The following is a 15,693-nucleotide window of genomic DNA, read 5'->3' as shown; positions in this document are numbered from 1 at the left end:
ACCAATGAGGTTGAACGGTACATTCAGACCTCGTGCGCGAGTGAGCGCCGTATTCATCCCCTCATTTCAAGGCATCGCACGCGCGCATACAGCCCTGAAGTCTATCGGCACGACCTCCATTAGCCACGTGCCACGCCTCCTCGCTGCTTAATACTTGTCTTGGCTGCTGTGTTGAGAAGTTTATAAGGGCTTGAAGCGCCGCTTCATCGGCACCGACTGAAGCAGTCGCGCACACCAAGGTGATCATCATTCGTCAATGAATCGATTTGTCTCGTGATGCCGTACGGTGCGTATTATTTCTGGAGATTGCTGGACCGAAAAATAGGTCAACTCGGCATTCTTTAATTCGAGGCCGTCGAAAATTTTCAAACTCTATCTATACTCTCCAGGTTTGGAGTCCGCACATATCTCGCGACACGACACGACACGACCCGTGCATAAATCCGGTATGGCGCAGCCAAGAAGTATCGCGGTAAATAACAAAAAAGCCGCCCGAAGGCGGCTTTACTAGTGCGCGTTTTAGGCGCAATCAATATTTATCGACCCGTCGTCTTCACGTAATTGCCCAGAGTGTCGGTAGCGGTTGCAATGCATTCAATATTGCCACTCGTGTTGATCTTGCAGTCGGCGTTATAGACCAACGACTTCGCTTCGGCTGTGCCAGTGAAAGCGATGTTCACCTTACCGGGAGTTGGAGTTGCGCCCGCAGTCGCAGCCGTCCCGACCAAAGCTACCCCAGCGGCAGTTGAATACTTGGGCTGCGGCAGCTGGGTACCAGCGAATCCATACTTCTGCAGTTCTGCCAACGAGTCGCAAAGAGTACCGTCGCCAGCCGAGTCGTCCATACATGCCTTGATGGCGGACTTGACGCCCTCAACTTCAGTGATGTTGACCGCCCACTTCGACTTCACGATGTAGTCCTGATAAGCAGGCAGAGCCACAGCAGCCAAGATACCAATGATCGCCACAACGATCATCAATTCGATAAGGGTAAAGCCGGCCTGTGCGCGGCGGGCGATCTTGCGAACGTTCATGATGAGAAAACTCCAGGTTGGTTAGTGAGCCCGGGAACCAGCCCGGAGCGCAGTACCTTCCGCAGCATCCGTGCCACCCGGTTTCCCCGCCCGTGGTGACCGAAAGCGTCAATTTTGTTCACGTTTGCGTTACACCATGTGACACAACTTGCTTCCAGACGCTACAAGCGGTGACAAATTTGTCATGCCGCCCTGCCTGACGCAGGGTCAGAAAGTCAGGATCCCATCTGCCTTCAGCCAGCGGATATCCCGCTGCGCCAACCCCGCCACCTGGCGCCCCGCCAGCGCCTCGATCTGGCTCATGATCTCTTCGGTTTCGGCCGGCTTGGTGTGGGTGATGTAGATCGGGTAGTGCTTGCCCGGATCGATGTGCGACAACTCATCGGCCAGCACCTCGGGAGACAGGTGCAGGCTGCGCTCCGCCAGGGCCTGCTCGCGGCTGCTGAATGCCGTTTCGATGACCAGCATGGCCACGTCGAGCGCGTTGACGCGGTCCCAGAAGGGCGCGTTGCGCTCGGTGTCGCCGCTGAAGACCCAGTGGGCGCCGCCGGTGGCGCGGCGCACGGCAAAGCCGCACGCCGGTACGGTGTGGACGGCCGGCAGCACCTCGATGAGCTTGGGCGCGCTGGTGCCCAGTTGCAGCATCTGCCCGACCGAGATGTCATGAAAGCTCACGAACGGCGCTTCGGGGCTGGGAATGCTCTCGAAATCGGGCCAGATGACGTTGTTGAACACATGCGCCCGCAGCGCCTCGATGGTGGCGCGCAGCGCATGCACGCGCAGCGGCCGGGTGCGGCGGCTGCCGACGGCGTCGAGCATCAAGGGGAGTGCGGCAATGTGGTCGAGATGGCTGTGCGTGAGCACGACATCGTCGATCTGCGCCATTTCGTCGAGCGTGAGGTCGCCGACACCGGTGCCCGCATCGACGAGCAGGTCCGTGTCGACCAGGAAAGAGGTCGTGCGGCAGTCTTTGGCAATGGCGCCTGAGCAACCCAGCACGCGAACCTGCATTGTGAGAGACCCCTCGTCTGTGTCTGTCGTCATTTGGTATCGAACCGGGTTGCGCCGTCCCAGCCCGGGTCTTGCGGCCGCAACGCCATCGAGGCTAATCGCTGGGCGTAGAGCTGGTAAAGGACTTTTTTCGCGTCGGCCGCGAGCAGGGGGGCGAGCAGGTTCCGGCCGGTGGCCCAGTCCTGGCGGCGGTAGGCCGCGAGCACCTGGGCCCAGCGCTGGAGCTGCCCGGTTCGCTGCGCCGCAATGGCGGCTTCGGTGCTGAGCGGCGTGAAGACGGCCACGGCCTGCGCCCTGCCCTTGACGAGCACGCTGTCGAGCTCCTGCCAGTTGCAGTCGGGCGCGAGGTCGCGCGTGGTGCCGCTGGCGACGATCTCGACGCCGTAGTGCGCGCTCAGGCCTTCGAGCCGCGATGCGAGATTGACCGCGTCGCCGACCACGGTATAGCTGCGCCGCGCGGCCGAGCCCATGTCGCCGACGCTCATCACGCCGCTGTTGATGCCGATGCCCACGCTGATCTCGGGGCGTCCGCTCGCGCGGTGGATGCGGTTGATGTCGCGCACGGCGTCGGCCATGTCGAGCGCCGCGCGCACGGCGAGCGCTGCGTGCTCGCGCGTGTCGATCGGCGCGCCCCAGAAGGCCATGACGCAATCGCCCATGTACTTGTCGACGGTCCCGCGGTGCGCGCTGATGACGTCGGTGAGCCGGCTGAAAACCGTGTTCAGGAAGGCCTGCAGTTCGGCCGGCGCCATCTGCTCGGACATGCGGGTGAAGTCGCGCATGTCGCAGAACAGGACGGTCATCTCCTTGCTCTCGGCGCGCATGCTGTAGCGGCCGGGGCGCACGAGCATTTCGTCGACGAGCTGCGGCGGCACGTAGGTGCCGAAGATGCGCACCAGCCCGCGCCGCGCGCGCGATTCGACGAAGTAGCCCCAGCTCATGTTGAGCACGAAGGCCAGCGCCGTCATGACGAGCGCCGAGGCGAGCGGCAGCACGAGGCTGTGGCTCGCGCAGAGCCAGATGTTCAGGCCGGTCAGCGCCGCGGCCGTTCCTACGCCCAGCAACACGGCGCGCGAAGCCGACAGCAGCGACAGCCCGATTGCCAGTGCGAGCCCGGCGACCAGCACCGTCAGCACCTCGTAGCCGGGCGCGTAGTCCGGCACGGCAATCAGGCGGTTGTCGAGGAGGCCCGAGACGATATTGGCGTGCAGCTCGACACCCGGAAACGCTGCGCCGGCGGGGGTCGCGCGCAGGTCCTGCAGGCCCGGTGCCGTGGCGCCCATGAGCACGATCTTGCCCTTGAGTTCGCCGGGCGCGAGCCGGCCGTCGAGCACGTCGGCGGCGGCCACATAGCGGAACGAGCCGCCATGGGGACCGCCGGGTCCGCGAAACGGGACCTGCATGCTGGCGGTCTGGTCGACCGGAACGCGCAGGCGCCCGACGGCCAGCGATTCGAGCCGCGGCGCGGCGCCGGCCGATGCGAAGACCGGCTGCACCGGCGGTGACCCATTGGCCAGCCGGTAGACGGCGAGGCCCAGCGATTCGTAGTAGCCGGGCCGGGCCTGTTCGCCCTCGTAGCGCGCGATGAGCGGCACGCTGCGGATGGCGCCGTCGACGGACTCGCCGACCAGCGTGTTCAGGAAACCCGCGACCGGCGCGGCCTGCGCCAGCACGGGCAGGCTGGCGCCGAAACCGTTCCATGCCGTGGCATAGGTACCGCCGGCAGGAAAGGCGTCGGCCGGCAGCAGCGGCACCGCCGGCAATTGCCCTTTGGTGCTCGGCGCCAGCGTCTGGGTGAAGTAGTAGCCGAGCGCGATCTGCCGGCCGCGCAGGGCCTCGGCGAGGGTCGCGTCGTGATCGAGCGTGGGCGCGAGCCGTTCGACTTCGGCAGCGAGTCCCGTCATGTAGCGCAACGGCCCGCTTGCGATCTGGCGCAGCCTCGCGAGTCCGGAACTCCGGTCGGGCTCGAGGAACATGACGTCGAATCCGAGCACGGCCACCTGCTGGCGGTTCAGGAGCTCGGTGGTGAGGCGGGCGATCGTGTCGCGCGGCCAGGGCCACTGTCCCTGGCGCGCGAGGCTCGCGTCGTCGACATCGACGATCACGACGCGAGTGTCCAACGTGCGCGGCATGGTGGCGCGCAGGCGGATGTCGTAGATCAGGCGGTCGAGGCGCTCGACGACCGACAGCTGCCAGATGCCGCTGGCATGCGCCAGTGCCAGCAGGACCGGCAGCAGCGTGATGGCAATGCGCGGCCAATGCTGCCGCAGCGCGTTCATGGCGTCTCGTTCAGCCGGCCTGCGCCGCGCCGGAAAAGGAGAAAAAGCTCAGACCCGGACGAACTGCATGCGCGTGGCGCCGCCCAGCTCGAGCACATCGCGCTCCTGCAGGGCGACGGCATCGGTGCCGAGCACCGCGCCGTTGAGCGTGACGTCGCCCACGACGCTTGCCGCCACATAGCCCTGCCGGCGGCGCGTGACCACCGCGACGGCCACACCGGGCTTGCCGATGGTGGTGACCACTTTCTGCAGCGGCACGTCCTGGAGGTCCTGGCCATCCTGGCCGTTGCGGCCACCGGAGAGCACGCGAAGCATCGGGATGCCGAGCTCGATGAGCGCGCCGGATTCGGTAGGCGCCGAAGACAGCGGAATGGAGGTGGAAAACTCGCCCGGCGCGCTGTGCGGCGAGGCCGGACCGGCAGGCAGGGTGCTGCGGGCGCGAAAGTGGATCCGGCAGCCGCCGACCTCGATGACGTCGTTGTCCTGGAGCATCTGCTTCTGGACGGCCAGCGCATTGACGTAGGTGCCGTTGGTGCTGTTGAGATCTTCAATTTGGACTTCGCCGCCGCTCATGTGCAGCACCGCATGCTCGCCGCTGACCGCCAGGTTGTCGATCACGATGTCGTTGTAGGCGCGCCGTCCGAGCGTCGTGCGGTCCTTGGCGATCGCCACTTGCCCGATGACGACGCCATCGACCGAAATGATCATTTTCGGCATTGCCGACTCCCCCAGTGCAGAACTGTATCGAGCGCAGGCGCGGCGGCGATGGGCCGTCCCAGCCTGCTACCTGGCCATGCGGGACGTGTCGCCAACGTCCGCTTTGGCCAGAACAACCGAAATGTTGTCCCGGCCGCCATTGTCGTTTGCAATTGCAACCAAAAGTTGCACTTTTTTCTGAAGGCCGACATCGTGTCCTAAAAGCGTGAAAAGCTGCGCATCGGTAATCATCTCGCTCAGCCCGTCGGAGCAAAGCATATAGAGATCGCCGGGTCTTGCGCTGTGTTCATGCATCTCCAGCAAGACTTGGGCCTCCACGCCGACCGCCCGGGTCACGAGGTTCCGGGTGGGCGAATTCAGGGCTTCTTCGGCGGTGATGGCGCCGGCGTCGAGCTGCTGCTGGCGCAGCGAATGGTCGCGCGTGAGCAGTTCCAGCTTGTTGTTGCGCACGCGGTAGCAGCGCGAGTCGCCGATGTGGCCGACCAGCACGCGCTGCGGCTGGAAAGCCGCCAGCACCAGCGTCGTTCCCATGCCCTGCAGTTCCTCGCGGGTCCTGCCGGCATGGAGGATCGACGCATTCGCCTCGTCCGCCGCGGCCTGCAGGGCCCGGCGCACCACGCGCGCCGGCGCCTGGTGCCCGGCCGCCTGGGCAAACCACCGGCCGAAACTGCCGTGCACCAGCGAGACGGCCATGGCGCTCGCCACCTCGCCGCCCTTGTAGCCGCCCATGCCGTCGGCCAGCACGGCCAGCCCGAGCGCGGGATCGACGTGCACGGCATCCTCGTTGTGGGCGCGCACGCGCCCGACATCCGTCAGCGCGGCGAACTCCCAGCACAGCGCCGGCCGGCTGGAGAAAAGGGAAGCGCCGACGCTCGCCATGGTCTGCAGGCGTCGACCGAGCGAACGCTCAGTGTGCGGCGGCGTGGGCGCGCCGCTGCATCAGGCGGCCCAAGGCCACGACGAGCACCGCGCCGGCTGCCGCCGCCGCGTAGTGCAACCAGGGGTTGGCCACCAGCACGTCGCGCAGCGCGACGTCGCTCACGATGGTCTCGCCGCCGACCCAGCCGATGAGCGCGGCACCCAGCATGACGATGATCGGGAAGCGCTCCATGAGCTTGATCATGAGCGTGCTGCCGAAAATGACCAGGGGAATGCTGATCGCCAGGCCCAGGATCAACAGGACCATGCTGCCCTGCGCGGCCGCGGCAACGGCGATCACGTTGTCCAGGCTCATCACCAGGTCGGCCAGGAGGATGGTGCGCACCGCGACCATCATGCTGCCGTATTCCTTGGATTCGCCGCCGCCGTCGTCTTCCTCGCTCAGCAGTTGCAGGCCGATCCAGAGCAGCAGCAGGCCGCCGACGATCTGCAGGTAAGGCAGCGCCAGCAGCTTGGCCGCCACCACCGTCAGCACGATCCGCAGCACCACGGCCGCGCCCGAGCCGAACAGCACGGCCTTTTTCTGCTGCGCGGGCGGCAACGAGCGCGCCGCCATGGCGATCACCACGGCGTTATCGCCCGAAAGAATGATGTTGATCCAGATGATCTTGACCAGACCGATCCAGAAATCTGTGCTTTGAAGGAGTTCCATGTCTCTGATCCCACTGTGTTTTATTTGAAAAGAGCGCCCGCAATCCGGTGCGGGCGCTCTTTTGCTTCTGCGTGGTCCTTGCGTGACCCAGCTCTTCGGCCGGTGTCGTAGCGCCGCCTCTTACAGCTTGGCCTTGAGCAGCTTGGCCAGTTCCGAGAAGTTGCGCGTCACGGTGAAGCCGCACTCTTCCATGATGGCGAGCTTGGCGTCGGCCGTGTCGGCACCGCCCGAGATCAGCGCGCCGGCGTGGCCCATGCGCTTGCCGGGAGGGGCGGTGACACCGGCGATGAAGCCGACGACCGGCTTCTTCATGTGTTCCTTGCACCAGCGGGCTGCGTCGGCTTCGTCGGGGCCGCCGATTTCGCCGATCATGATCACGGCGTCGGTGTCCGGATCGTCGTTGAAGGCCTTCATCACGTCGATGTGCTTCAGGCCGTTGATCGGGTCGCCGCCGATGCCGACCGCCGACGATTGGCCGAGGCCGATTTCCGTCAGTTGAGCCACGGCTTCGTACGTCAGGGTGCCCGAGCGCGAGACCACGCCGATGCGGCCCTTGCGGTGGATGTGGCCGGGCATGATGCCGATCTTGATTTCGTCGGGCGTGATGAGGCCGGGGCAGTTCGGGCCCAGCAGCAAGGTCTTCTTGCCGCCGGCCGCTTCCTTGGCCTTCATCTTGTTGCGCACTTCGAGCATGTCGCGAACGGGGATGCCTTCGGTGATGCAGATCGCCAGGTCCAGGTCGGCTTCGACGGCTTCCCAGATGGCGGCCGCGGCGCCTGCCGGCGGCACGTAGATCACCGACACGGTGGCGCCGGTTTGCGAAGCGGCTTCCTTCACCGAACCGAAGATCGGGATGTTGAAGATCGACTCGCCGGCCTTCTTCGGGTTCACGCCGGCCACGAAGGCGTTCTTGCCGTTCGCGTATTCCTGGCACTTCTCGGTGTGGAACTGACCGGTCTTGCCGGTGATGCCTTGCGTGATGACTTTGGTGTCTTTGTTGATATAGATCGACATGACTTTTTCCTTAGGCCTTCTTGACTGCTGCGACGACCTTCTGGGCCGCGTCCGCCATGGTGTCGGCGCTGATGATCGGCAGGCCCGAATCGGCCAGCAGCTTCTTGCCTTCGACTTCGTTGGTGCCCTTCATGCGAACGACCAGCGGCACTTGCAGGTTCACGGCCTTGCAGGCTGCGATCACGCCGGTGGCGATGGTGTCGCACTTCATGATGCCGCCGAAGATGTTCACGAGGATGGCTTCCACGTTCTTGTTCTTCAGCATGATCTTGAAGGCTTCGGTGACCTTCTCGGGGGTGGCGCCGCCGCCCACGTCCAGGAAGTTGGCCGGCTCGCCGCCGAACAGCTTGATGGTGTCCATGGTGGCCATGGCCAGGCCGGCACCGTTCACCAGGCAGCCGATGTTGCCGTCCAGCGAGATGTAGGCCAGGTCGAACTTGGAAGCCTCGACTTCGGCTGCGTCTTCTTCGTCGAGGTCGCGCAGGGCCACGATGTCGGGGTGGCGGAACAGCGCGTTGCTGTCGAAGTTGAACTTGGCGTCCAGCGCCATGACGTTGCCCTTGCTGTCACGGTTGAGCGGGTTGATCTCGACCAGCGAGGCGTCCGTCTCCATGTAGCAGGTGTAGAGCTTCTTGAGGATGTCGACGGTCTGGGCGACCGAGTCGGCCGGCATGCCGATGCCGTCGGCGATTTCCTTGGCTTGCGCGTCGGTCAGGCCGTCCTTGGGATCGGCGTAGACCGTGATGATCTTCTCGGGGGTGGAGTGGGCCACTTCCTCGATGTCCATGCCGCCTTCGCTCGAAGCGATGAAGGCCACCTTCTGGGTGGCGCGGTCGGTCACGGCGGAAACGTAGTATTCCTTGTTGATGTCGGCGCCATCTTCGATGTAGAGGCGGCGCACCTTCTGGCCTTCGGGGCCGGTCTGGTGGGTCTTGAGCTGCATGCCTAGGATTTCGCCGGCCAGCTTCTTGACGTCTTCGATCGACTTGGCGACCTTGACGCCGCCGCCCTTGCCGCGGCCACCCGCGTGGATCTGGGCCTTGACGACCCAGACCGGGCCTCCAAGTTTCTGGGCGGCCTCGACCGCCTCCTGGACCGTATAAGCCGGAATGCCGCGCGGCACCGGCACGCCGAACTTGGCAAGGATTTCCTTGCCTTGGTACTCGTGAATCTTCATGAGGGATGTCTCTCGGAAGGAGGAGGTTGAGAACGGGAGATCTGGGGTCTGAGGCTTCTTTGGCTCTGTTGCTCGCGGGCGACGGCAGCCTGACGGCTGGGGGCGGCGAACAACCGCGGACTGTATCATGGTGCGCCGCACCAATACTCGACGTGCGGTTGCGGTCAATACGTACTTTCTTCTAGTCCCTCTACGCACACTCCGATATGGCCAAGGTTTTCATCGACGGCGAAGCCGGCACCACCGGCCTTCAGATTCGCGAACGGCTGCAGACGATGCCGCAGATCGAGCTCGTGAGCATCGCGCCCGAGCTGCGAAAAGACGTGAACGCCAAGCGCGAGCTGATGGCCGGCGTCGATCTCGTGGTGCTCTGCCTGCACGACGACGCGGCCCGCGAATCGGTCGCGCTGATCGACCAACTCCCGGGCAAGAAACCCAAGATCATCGACGCCTCCACCGCGCACCGCGTGGCGCCGGGCTGGGTGTTCGGCTTTCCCGAACTGGTCGAAGGCCACTGGCAGGCCGTGGCCGCGGCCGACCGTGTCGGCAACCCCGGCTGCTACGCCACCGGCGCGATCGCCATCGTGCGTCCGCTGGTCGACGCTGGCATCCTGCCAGTCGATTTCCCGGTGTCGCTGCCCTCGGTGAGCGGCTATTCGGGCGGCGGCCGCGCCATGATCGAAGAGTACGAGAGCGGCAAGGCGCCGCTGTTCGAAACCTACGCGCTGGGCCTCAAGCACAAGCACATCCCCGAAATCATGGCGTACACCGGCCTCACGCGCCGGCCGGTCTTCATTCCTTCGGTGGGCAATTTCAAACAGGGCATGCTGGTTCAGTTGCCGCTGCATCTCGACCTCCTGCCCGGCAAGCCGAAGTCCAGCGACCTGCAGGACGCGCTCGCCGCGCACTACGCGCGCAGCAACACGCCCGAGCAGTTCGTGAAGGTGCTGCCGCCCACCGACGACGGCAAGCTCGACGCCCTGGCGCTCAACAACACCAACCAGCTCGAGATCCGCGTGTTCCCGAATGAAGATCACCGCCATGCCGTGGTGATCGCGCGCCTGGACAACCTCGGCAAGGGCGCCAGCGGCGCCGCGGTGCAGAACCTGAAGCTGATGCTGGCGCTCTGAGCGCCACGCACCTTTTCTTTCCTACCTGACGAGCCAGAGGCCCACGCCCAGCAGAACGGCGTGCGCGCCCAGCGCGATGTAGAGCGGCTTGCGCGACGGCGTCGACATCTCCTGCAGCGTCTCGTTGATCCGGCGCGTGAGCAGCGCGCGAAGTGCAGGGTCTTGCGCAACGCCCTCCCCGGCCACCGGCTCGCCATGCTCGGCGCGGCTTTGCTGCCACTCGGCCAGCATGTCGCTGAGCGGCAGGCGGTTCAGCACGAACGCCACCACCGACCGCACCGCCCTGCCCTCGCCCAGCACCGGCGCGAGCTGCTTGGTCAGCGCATCGACCGACAGCCAGTCGGCCGCGCGCTGCAGCGTGCCATGCGTGCGCGGCATCGCCTCGATGCGACCCGCGATCGCACCGGCCAACCGCTGCGACACGGCCTCGCCGCGCGCCGCCACCAGATGCTGCATCGCCTTGGCGCGCCCCTGGTGCACGCCAAGCATCGTGTAGACGACAACGAACAGGAGCAGCAGCACCGCGATCAGCACCGCTGGCGAAGTGACGAGCGCCACGATGGCGCCGGCGCCGCCCGCCCGTGCCGCCGGATTGCCCGGCCCGTTCAGCTGGCTCAGGTAGAAAAAGAAGACGCCCCCACCGAGCACGATGCCGAGCAGCCCGCCCTTGATGACCGAGCCGGCGAAGGAAAGCCCGGCCTTGGCACCGGTGCGGACGAGGGACGGTTGGCTGACGGGTTCAGATGACATGGAAAGCTCCTCCGGGTTTTTTTCACGCCGCCTCGTGCGAGGCCGGTCGCCGCAGATCATGCCATCGCCGTCCAACACCATAATCCCGCCACATCACAACGAGGAGGATCCATGGCAGCAGTCAAGTTTCAGAAACCGACCGGCGCATTCGTCGCCGCATCCTGGGCCGCGCTGATCATCGGCGCCATCGTCTACCTGATCGGGCTGTGGAACGCCTCGATGCAGCTCAACGAGAAGGGCTACTACTTCACGATCCTCATGTACGGCCTGTTCTCCGCCGTCTCGCTGCAGAAGACCGTGCGCGACCGCATCGAGGGCATGACCGTGACCGGCATCTACTACGGCCTGTGCTGGATCTCGCTGCTGCTGTCGGTCGCCCTGCTCTCGGTCGGCCTCTTCAACGCCACGCTGGCGGCCAGCGAAAAAGGCTTCTACGCCATGGCCTTCCTGCTGAGCCTGTTCGGCGCGGTGGCGGTGCAGAAGAACGTGCGCGACATCGCGGCGCACAAGAGCGAGACGCCGGCAGTCGACGAAACGCCCGAAGCCGGTTGATAGCGCCGGTTCAGTCCGCTTCGAGCAAGCGCTGCAACGACTGCAGGTCGCGCGCGATCCACGCGGCATCGCGCTCGAAGGCCGCATCGTCCATGTGCGGTTGGCGCAGCAGCGTGAACTGCAGTTCGCAGGCATCTGGCGCAACGCCGATCACGCGAAACGGCAGGTAGACCTCGGGAGCGACCCAGTGGTCGAGCACGCCGAAGTCGTTGACGGGCGCAAAGCGCATGCGGGCGTCACCGCTCTCGGGCGTGCGCACGATCCAGCGGTCGCCCTGAGGCACCAGCGCGCTCTTGGCGAGACCGCTGGCCCAGTCGGGCAGCCGCGCCGGATCGGCGGCAACCTTGTAGGCACGGCGCCAATCGCAGGCCACGCGTTGCGTGACGACGCGCGACTGCACGCCGTGCGCTTCATTCGTCTGTTGCTTCATCGAAATCGCTCCTGAGCACCTTGGACACGACGGCGCCCGAGAAACCGCGCGCCATCAGGAATCGCATCTGCTTCGCCCGCTCCTTCGCATCGGCGGGCGGTGCATCGAAGCGGCGGCGCCACAGCGCGGTGGCGCGCTCGACCTCGGTGTCCTGCAGGCTGGCCACCGCCTCGGCGATGGCTTCGGGCGCAATGCCCTTGGCCTGCAGTTCCTGCCGCACCCGCAGCGCGCCCGATCGTGCGGCGCGCTGGTTCAGCACCGAGGCCACGACGCGCGGCTCGCTGATGAAGTCCTTGGCGACGAGCTCGTCGAGCGCCTTCGCCAGCGTGCCGGGCTCTTCTTCATGCTTCGCCAGCTTGCGCTCCAGTTCCGCACGCGAATGCTCGCGCTGGCTCAGGAGCCGCAACGCGCGGCCTTTGAGGGAGGGGGCGCCGAAAGCCATCCGGAGGATCGCTCGCGCGGCCCGCGAAAGGCCGCGCTGTCGAACTTACTCTGCCGCCTTGTCGGCCTTGGGCGCCTTGGCGGGCTTCTCGGCCTTCTCGGGCTCCGAACCTGCATCGGCAGCCAGCAGCGGAATGCCCAGCGACTCGCGCACCTTGTTCTCGATCTCGCGCGACAGCTCGGGGTTCTCGCGCAGGAACTCTCGGGCGTTGTCGCGGCCCTGGCCGATCTTCTCGCCGTTGTAGGCGTACCAGGCGCCCGACTTGTCGACGATCTTGGCCGTGACCCCCATGTCGATGACCTCGCCTTCGCGGCTGATGCCCTCGCCGAACAGGATGTCGAACTCCGCCGTCTTGAACGGGGGCGAGACCTTGTTCTTCACCACCTTCACCTTGGTTTCGTTGCCGATGGCCTCGTCGCCCTTCTTGATGGTGCCGATGCGGCGGATGTCCAGGCGCACCGAGGCGTAGAACTTCAGCGCATTGCCGCCGGTGGTGGTTTCGGGCGAGCCGAACATCACGCCGATCTTCATGCGGATCTGGTTGATGAAGATGACCATGCAGTTGGTCTTCTTGATCGTGGCGGTGAGCTTGCGCAGCGCCTGGCTCATCAGGCGGGCCTGCAGGCCGGGCAGCGAGTCGCCCATTTCGCCTTCGATTTCGGCCTTGGGCGTGAGCGCGGCAACCGAGTCGATGACGATCAGGTCGACAGCGCCCGAGCGCACCAGCGAGTCGACGATTTCAAGCGCCTGTTCACCGGTGTCGGGCTGGCTGATCAGCAGGTCGGACAGGTTCACGCCGAGCTTCTGGGCGTATTGCACGTCGAGCGCATGCTCGGCGTCGACAAAAGCGCAGGTGCCGGCCTGCTTCTGCATGGCGGCGATGACCTGCAGCGTGAGCGTGGTCTTGCCCGACGATTCCGGGCCGTAGATCTCGATCACCCGGCCGCGCGGCAGGCCGCCGACGCCCAGGGCGATGTCGAGGCCGAGCGAACCGGTGGAGACCACCTGGATGTCTTCCAGCGCCTCGCCTTCGCCCAGCCGCATGATCGTGCCCTTGCCGAACTGCTTTTCGATCTGGGCCAGCGCGGCCTGGAGGGCCTTGGCCTTTTCACTGTTGGCGACCGAGATGCTTGCGCCCTTGACGACTGCGTCCATGTGGAAATCTCCTTGAAAATCAACGGTTTGTGTCTGGTTTAAATCCATCTGCTTTTAATCACAGGCTGGATGCTTGAACAGTAGTGTAGGGGCTCATGGATTTGAGTAAACCCATTTTTTGGTCAGTTTGCTTTACCATTTGGCGCCATGTCCGAAGCCGCTTTTCCGACCGATCCCGACGCCTGGCGGCAAACCCACCTGGGCCGCCTCCTGGGCCATGCGATGCGCCGCTTTGACGAGCGCGTGCTGGAGCTGATGGCGCATGACGTCGATGTGCCGCTGGCCCTGTCGAACCTCGCCGCGCGTGCCCAGGTGAGCGCCGCGCACATCCACATCACCCGGCATCTCGCACGCGAGGGTTCGCGCCTGACCGAACTGGCCGAGCGCGCCGGCATGACCAAGCAGGCGATGGGCGCGCTGGTGGACCAGTGCGAGGCCTGGGGGCTGGTCACGCGCGGCCCCGATCCGCTCGACGCGCGGGCGCGGCGCGTGCTCTTCACGGCCGACGGACTCGCGTGGCTGGACGCCTTCCGCAGCGCGGTGACGCAGGCCGAGCGCGAGTTCCGCAGCAGCGTCGGCAACGACATCGCCACCGTGGTAACCATCGGTCTCGAAGCCTACGCGGCCGCGTAGACTCCGCCGCAGAGACAAATGTGAACGGCGCCGGCGCGGCGCCCGAACCGGCCGGAGGTGGCTCATGCGAATACTGATTGCCGAAGACGACCAAGTGCTCGCCGATGCCCTGCTGCGCAGCCTGCGCACCTCGGGCGCGGCCGTCGACCATGTGGCCAACGGCTCGCAGGCCGACACCGCGCTCATGACCCACAGCGAGTTCGACCTGCTGATCCTCGACCTGGGCCTGCCCAGCCTGCACGGCATCGAGATCCTGAAGCGCCTGCGCGCCCGCGGCTCGCAGTTGCCCGTGCTGGTGCTCACCGCGGCCGACAGCGTGGAAGAACGCGTCAAGGGCCTGGACCACGGCGCCGACGACTACATGGCCAAGCCCTTCAGCCTGCAGGAGCTCGAAGCGCGCGTGCGCGCCCTCACCCGCCGCGGCATGGGCGCCACCAGCAACGCGATCCGCCACGGCCCGCTGGTCTACGACCAGGCCGGCCGGGTGGCGACCATCGACGGCAAGATGATCGAGCTCTCGGCGCGCGAACTCGGCCTGCTCGAGGTGCTGCTGCAACGCGCCGGTCGGCTGGTGAGCAAGGACCAGCTGGTCGACCGCCTGTGCGAATGGGGGGAAGAGGTGAGCCTGAACGCGATCGAGGTCTACATCCACCGCCTGCGCAAGAAGATCGAGAAGGGGCCGGTGCGCATCGCGACGGTTCGCGGACTGGGTTACTGCCTCGAGAAGATCCCCGGCTGAAACGCAGTCCTGCGGTTGCCGCTCTACGGCTGCTTGCGCAAACCGGCCGACAGGGTGGCGCCGTTGGTCGTCCTGACCAGGAAGAAGATGCTCCGGAAGTAGCCATTGCTGTCGAAGGTGCCCGCGGGCACCAGGACGATGGCGGCCGGCCCCAGGTAAGGCCGATCCGTCTTGAGCTTGCAGGCGTCCTTGCCATCGGTGCTGGCATCGGCCGCGCTCAGCTTGAAGCCGTACATGTTCTTGGACGTGCCGGGCTGCGCCTGCGCGAGAACGCCCGAGATGCTGCAGTTGCCGACTTGCACGCCGGCTGTCTTGCCCGTGAACGCCCCCGTGGCATCGACTTCGATCGACAGGCCAACGCCAAAGTTGCTGTCCGGGTTCGCCCACTTTCCGACCACGCTGTCCTGCGAAACCGCCAGCGCGTTCTCCGTCGCATAGGTCAGGGGGCCGAACGCCGAAGGTTCGCGCTTGCCGTAGACATAGGTCCCCTTCATCGTCTTCTTGGGCGTGAAGGTGCCCGAACCCGTCACGGGCGAGGCGTCGATGAAATAGTAGGCCGTGTCCGGATTGAAGGACCAGTCCAGGCCCGTGACCTTGATCGATCCCCACAGCGTGCCGATGTGGTCCTTGCTGGCGATCGCACCGTCGGCACCGACAAGGGCGAGATCGAGCAGCGAGACGTAGATGCCTTCGCTGTCGTTGCCCACGGCGGCGGTCGAACCGGCCTGCGGCGCGCTCAACGACGGCAGGGGCTCGCTGCCCGGCACCGGGTCGCGATTCGGCGGGGTCGATGGCGCGCTGGGTGGCGCAGGTGCGGGCGCGGTTGCCGCCGGTGCCGCCGGTGCGACCGGCGGCAAAGGAAACCCGACACCACCGCCACCGCCACCGCCACCGCATCCGGTGACTGCGACGCCCGCGGCCAGCACGGTCGCGGCGATCCACAATGGCTGCGCGCAGCCCTTCAATGACTTGGTCTTCATGACTCTCCCTGAGATGCTTTATGGAATTGCAGAAACTGCGCGCAGAGACTACAACCGGG

16 protein-coding genes and 1 pseudogene are annotated in these 15,693 nt (G+C 65.7%); 4 read left to right on the top strand and 13 right to left on the bottom strand.

Annotation, left to right across the window (positions count from 1 at the left end; genetic code table 11):
* Positions 1–901: 901 nt before the first annotated feature.
* The 8 genes and pseudogenes from M2282_RS12010 to sucC form a co-directional block, all read right to left on the bottom strand.
* Positions 902–1,034: pseudogene (locus tag M2282_RS12010) on the bottom strand (pilin); the annotation flags it as partial.
* A gap of 207 nt (positions 1,035–1,241) precedes the next feature.
* Complete coding sequence (locus tag M2282_RS12005) at positions 1,242–2,045, bottom strand: 3',5'-cyclic-nucleotide phosphodiesterase (protein WP_280809010.1); 804 nt, start codon at positions 2,043–2,045, stop codon at positions 1,242–1,244.
* Between the two features lie 29 nt (positions 2,046–2,074).
* On the bottom strand, positions 2,075–4,324 hold the full coding sequence (locus M2282_RS12000; protein WP_280809009.1) for a CHASE2 domain-containing protein: 2,250 nt from the start codon (positions 4,322–4,324) through the stop codon (positions 2,075–2,077).
* Positions 4,325–4,372: 48 nt separating this feature from the next.
* A complete protein-coding gene (locus M2282_RS11995) occupies positions 4,373–5,041 on the bottom strand; it encodes an FHA domain-containing protein (RefSeq protein WP_280809008.1) in 669 nt (222 codons plus the stop codon).
* 66 nt (positions 5,042–5,107) lie between these two features.
* Positions 5,108–5,920, bottom strand: a complete 813-nt coding sequence (locus M2282_RS11990; RefSeq protein ID WP_280809007.1) for a Stp1/IreP family PP2C-type Ser/Thr phosphatase — start codon at positions 5,918–5,920, stop codon at positions 5,108–5,110.
* 28 nt (positions 5,921–5,948) lie between these two features.
* Complete coding sequence (locus tag M2282_RS11985) at positions 5,949–6,632, bottom strand: TerC family protein (protein WP_280809006.1); 684 nt, start codon at positions 6,630–6,632, stop codon at positions 5,949–5,951.
* Positions 6,633–6,752: 120 nt separating this feature from the next.
* The gene (gene sucD / locus M2282_RS11980) at positions 6,753–7,646 is read right to left on the bottom strand and encodes a succinate--CoA ligase subunit alpha (protein ID WP_013544258.1); all 894 of its coding nucleotides are present in this window, start codon (positions 7,644–7,646) and stop codon (positions 6,753–6,755) included.
* A 10-nt stretch (positions 7,647–7,656) separates the two neighbouring features.
* The gene (gene sucC, locus M2282_RS11975; protein ID WP_280809005.1) at positions 7,657–8,823 is read right to left on the bottom strand and encodes an ADP-forming succinate--CoA ligase subunit beta; all 1,167 of its coding nucleotides are present in this window, start codon (positions 8,821–8,823) and stop codon (positions 7,657–7,659) included.
* A 206-nt stretch (positions 8,824–9,029) separates the two neighbouring features.
* On the opposite strand from sucC, the gene argC reads away from it, so the two are divergent.
* A complete protein-coding gene (gene argC, locus M2282_RS11970) occupies positions 9,030–9,953 on the top strand; it encodes an N-acetyl-gamma-glutamyl-phosphate reductase (protein ID WP_280809004.1) in 924 nt (307 codons plus the stop codon).
* Between the two features lie 21 nt (positions 9,954–9,974).
* On the opposite strand, the gene M2282_RS11965 is transcribed toward argC, so the two are convergent.
* A complete protein-coding gene (locus M2282_RS11965; RefSeq protein WP_280809003.1) occupies positions 9,975–10,703 on the bottom strand; it encodes a hypothetical protein in 729 nt (242 codons plus the stop codon).
* Between the two features lie 111 nt (positions 10,704–10,814).
* Between M2282_RS11965 and yiaA the strand changes: the two genes are divergently transcribed.
* On the top strand, positions 10,815–11,255 hold the full coding sequence (yiaA, locus tag M2282_RS11960) for an inner membrane protein YiaA (RefSeq protein WP_280809002.1): 441 nt from the start codon (positions 10,815–10,817) through the stop codon (positions 11,253–11,255).
* A 10-nt stretch (positions 11,256–11,265) separates the two neighbouring features.
* On the opposite strand, the gene M2282_RS11955 is transcribed toward yiaA, so the two are convergent.
* From M2282_RS11955 to recA, 3 genes are read right to left on the bottom strand one after another with little or no spacing between them, the layout of a single operon-like run.
* Entirely contained in the window at positions 11,266–11,685 is a 420-nt protein-coding gene (locus tag M2282_RS11955) for an SRPBCC family protein (protein WP_280809001.1), read from the bottom strand.
* Positions 11,666–12,127 (bottom strand): recombination regulator RecX, encoded by a 462-nt coding sequence (recX, locus tag M2282_RS11950; RefSeq protein WP_280809000.1) that lies wholly within the window; start codon positions 12,125–12,127, stop codon positions 11,666–11,668. Before recX ends, M2282_RS11955 begins: the two co-directional genes overlap by 20 nt.
* Before the next feature lie 45 nt (positions 12,128–12,172).
* Positions 12,173–13,282, bottom strand: a complete 1,110-nt coding sequence (gene recA / locus M2282_RS11945; RefSeq protein WP_042577340.1) for a recombinase RecA — start codon at positions 13,280–13,282, stop codon at positions 12,173–12,175.
* Between the two features lie 147 nt (positions 13,283–13,429).
* Here recA and M2282_RS11940 point away from each other — a divergent pair, with 147 nt between their 5' ends.
* On the top strand, positions 13,430–13,915 hold the full coding sequence (locus M2282_RS11940; protein ID WP_280808999.1) for a MarR family winged helix-turn-helix transcriptional regulator: 486 nt from the start codon (positions 13,430–13,432) through the stop codon (positions 13,913–13,915).
* 64 nt (positions 13,916–13,979) lie between these two features.
* A complete protein-coding gene (locus M2282_RS11935; protein ID WP_013544267.1) occupies positions 13,980–14,654 on the top strand; it encodes a response regulator transcription factor in 675 nt (224 codons plus the stop codon).
* A 23-nt stretch (positions 14,655–14,677) separates the two neighbouring features.
* Here the strand turns inward: M2282_RS11935 and M2282_RS11930 are convergent, their stop codons facing one another.
* Positions 14,678–15,634, bottom strand: a complete 957-nt coding sequence (locus tag M2282_RS11930) for a hypothetical protein (RefSeq protein WP_280808998.1) — start codon at positions 15,632–15,634, stop codon at positions 14,678–14,680.
* Positions 15,635–15,693 lie beyond the last annotated feature (59 nt).

This window comes from Variovorax boronicumulans (assembly GCF_029892485.1).
In the GTDB taxonomy this organism is placed as follows: domain Bacteria; phylum Pseudomonadota; class Gammaproteobacteria; order Burkholderiales; family Burkholderiaceae_C; genus Variovorax; species Variovorax boronicumulans_B.
The sequence above is the reverse complement of the archived record's forward strand: the minus strand, read 5'-3'. Positions and strand labels throughout refer to the sequence as shown.

What these genes read in the sequence shown, in the direction of transcription:
- M2282_RS12005 (WP_280809010.1), bottom strand. Translation starts at nt 2,045, where the DNA reads ATGCAGGTTCGCGTGCTGGGTTGCTCAGGCGCCATTGCCAAAGACTGC.
- M2282_RS12000 (WP_280809009.1), bottom strand. Translation starts at nt 4,324, where the DNA reads ATGAACGCGCTGCGGCAGCATTGGCCGCGCATTGCCATCACGCTGCTG.
- M2282_RS11995 (WP_280809008.1), bottom strand. Translation starts at nt 5,041, where the DNA reads ATGCCGAAAATGATCATTTCGGTCGATGGCGTCGTCATCGGGCAAGTG.
- M2282_RS11990 (WP_280809007.1), bottom strand. Translation starts at nt 5,920, where the DNA reads ATGGCGAGCGTCGGCGCTTCCCTTTTCTCCAGCCGGCCGGCGCTGTGC.
- M2282_RS11985 (WP_280809006.1), bottom strand. Translation starts at nt 6,632, where the DNA reads ATGGAACTCCTTCAAAGCACAGATTTCTGGATCGGTCTGGTCAAGATC.
- sucD (WP_013544258.1), bottom strand. Translation starts at nt 7,646, where the DNA reads ATGTCGATCTATATCAACAAAGACACCAAAGTCATCACGCAAGGCATC.
- sucC (WP_280809005.1), bottom strand. Translation starts at nt 8,823, where the DNA reads ATGAAGATTCACGAGTACCAAGGCAAGGAAATCCTTGCCAAGTTCGGC.
- argC (WP_280809004.1), top strand. Translation starts at nt 9,030, where the DNA reads ATGGCCAAGGTTTTCATCGACGGCGAAGCCGGCACCACCGGCCTTCAG.
- M2282_RS11965 (WP_280809003.1), bottom strand. Translation starts at nt 10,703, where the DNA reads ATGTCATCTGAACCCGTCAGCCAACCGTCCCTCGTCCGCACCGGTGCC.
- yiaA (WP_280809002.1), top strand. Translation starts at nt 10,815, where the DNA reads ATGGCAGCAGTCAAGTTTCAGAAACCGACCGGCGCATTCGTCGCCGCA.
- M2282_RS11955 (WP_280809001.1), bottom strand. Translation starts at nt 11,685, where the DNA reads ATGAAGCAACAGACGAATGAAGCGCACGGCGTGCAGTCGCGCGTCGTC.
- recX (WP_280809000.1), bottom strand. Translation starts at nt 12,127, where the DNA reads ATGGCTTTCGGCGCCCCCTCCCTCAAAGGCCGCGCGTTGCGGCTCCTG.
- recA (WP_042577340.1), bottom strand. Translation starts at nt 13,282, where the DNA reads ATGGACGCAGTCGTCAAGGGCGCAAGCATCTCGGTCGCCAACAGTGAA.
- M2282_RS11940 (WP_280808999.1), top strand. Translation starts at nt 13,430, where the DNA reads ATGTCCGAAGCCGCTTTTCCGACCGATCCCGACGCCTGGCGGCAAACC.
- M2282_RS11935 (WP_013544267.1), top strand. Translation starts at nt 13,980, where the DNA reads ATGCGAATACTGATTGCCGAAGACGACCAAGTGCTCGCCGATGCCCTG.
- M2282_RS11930 (WP_280808998.1), bottom strand. Translation starts at nt 15,634, where the DNA reads ATGAAGACCAAGTCATTGAAGGGCTGCGCGCAGCCATTGTGGATCGCC.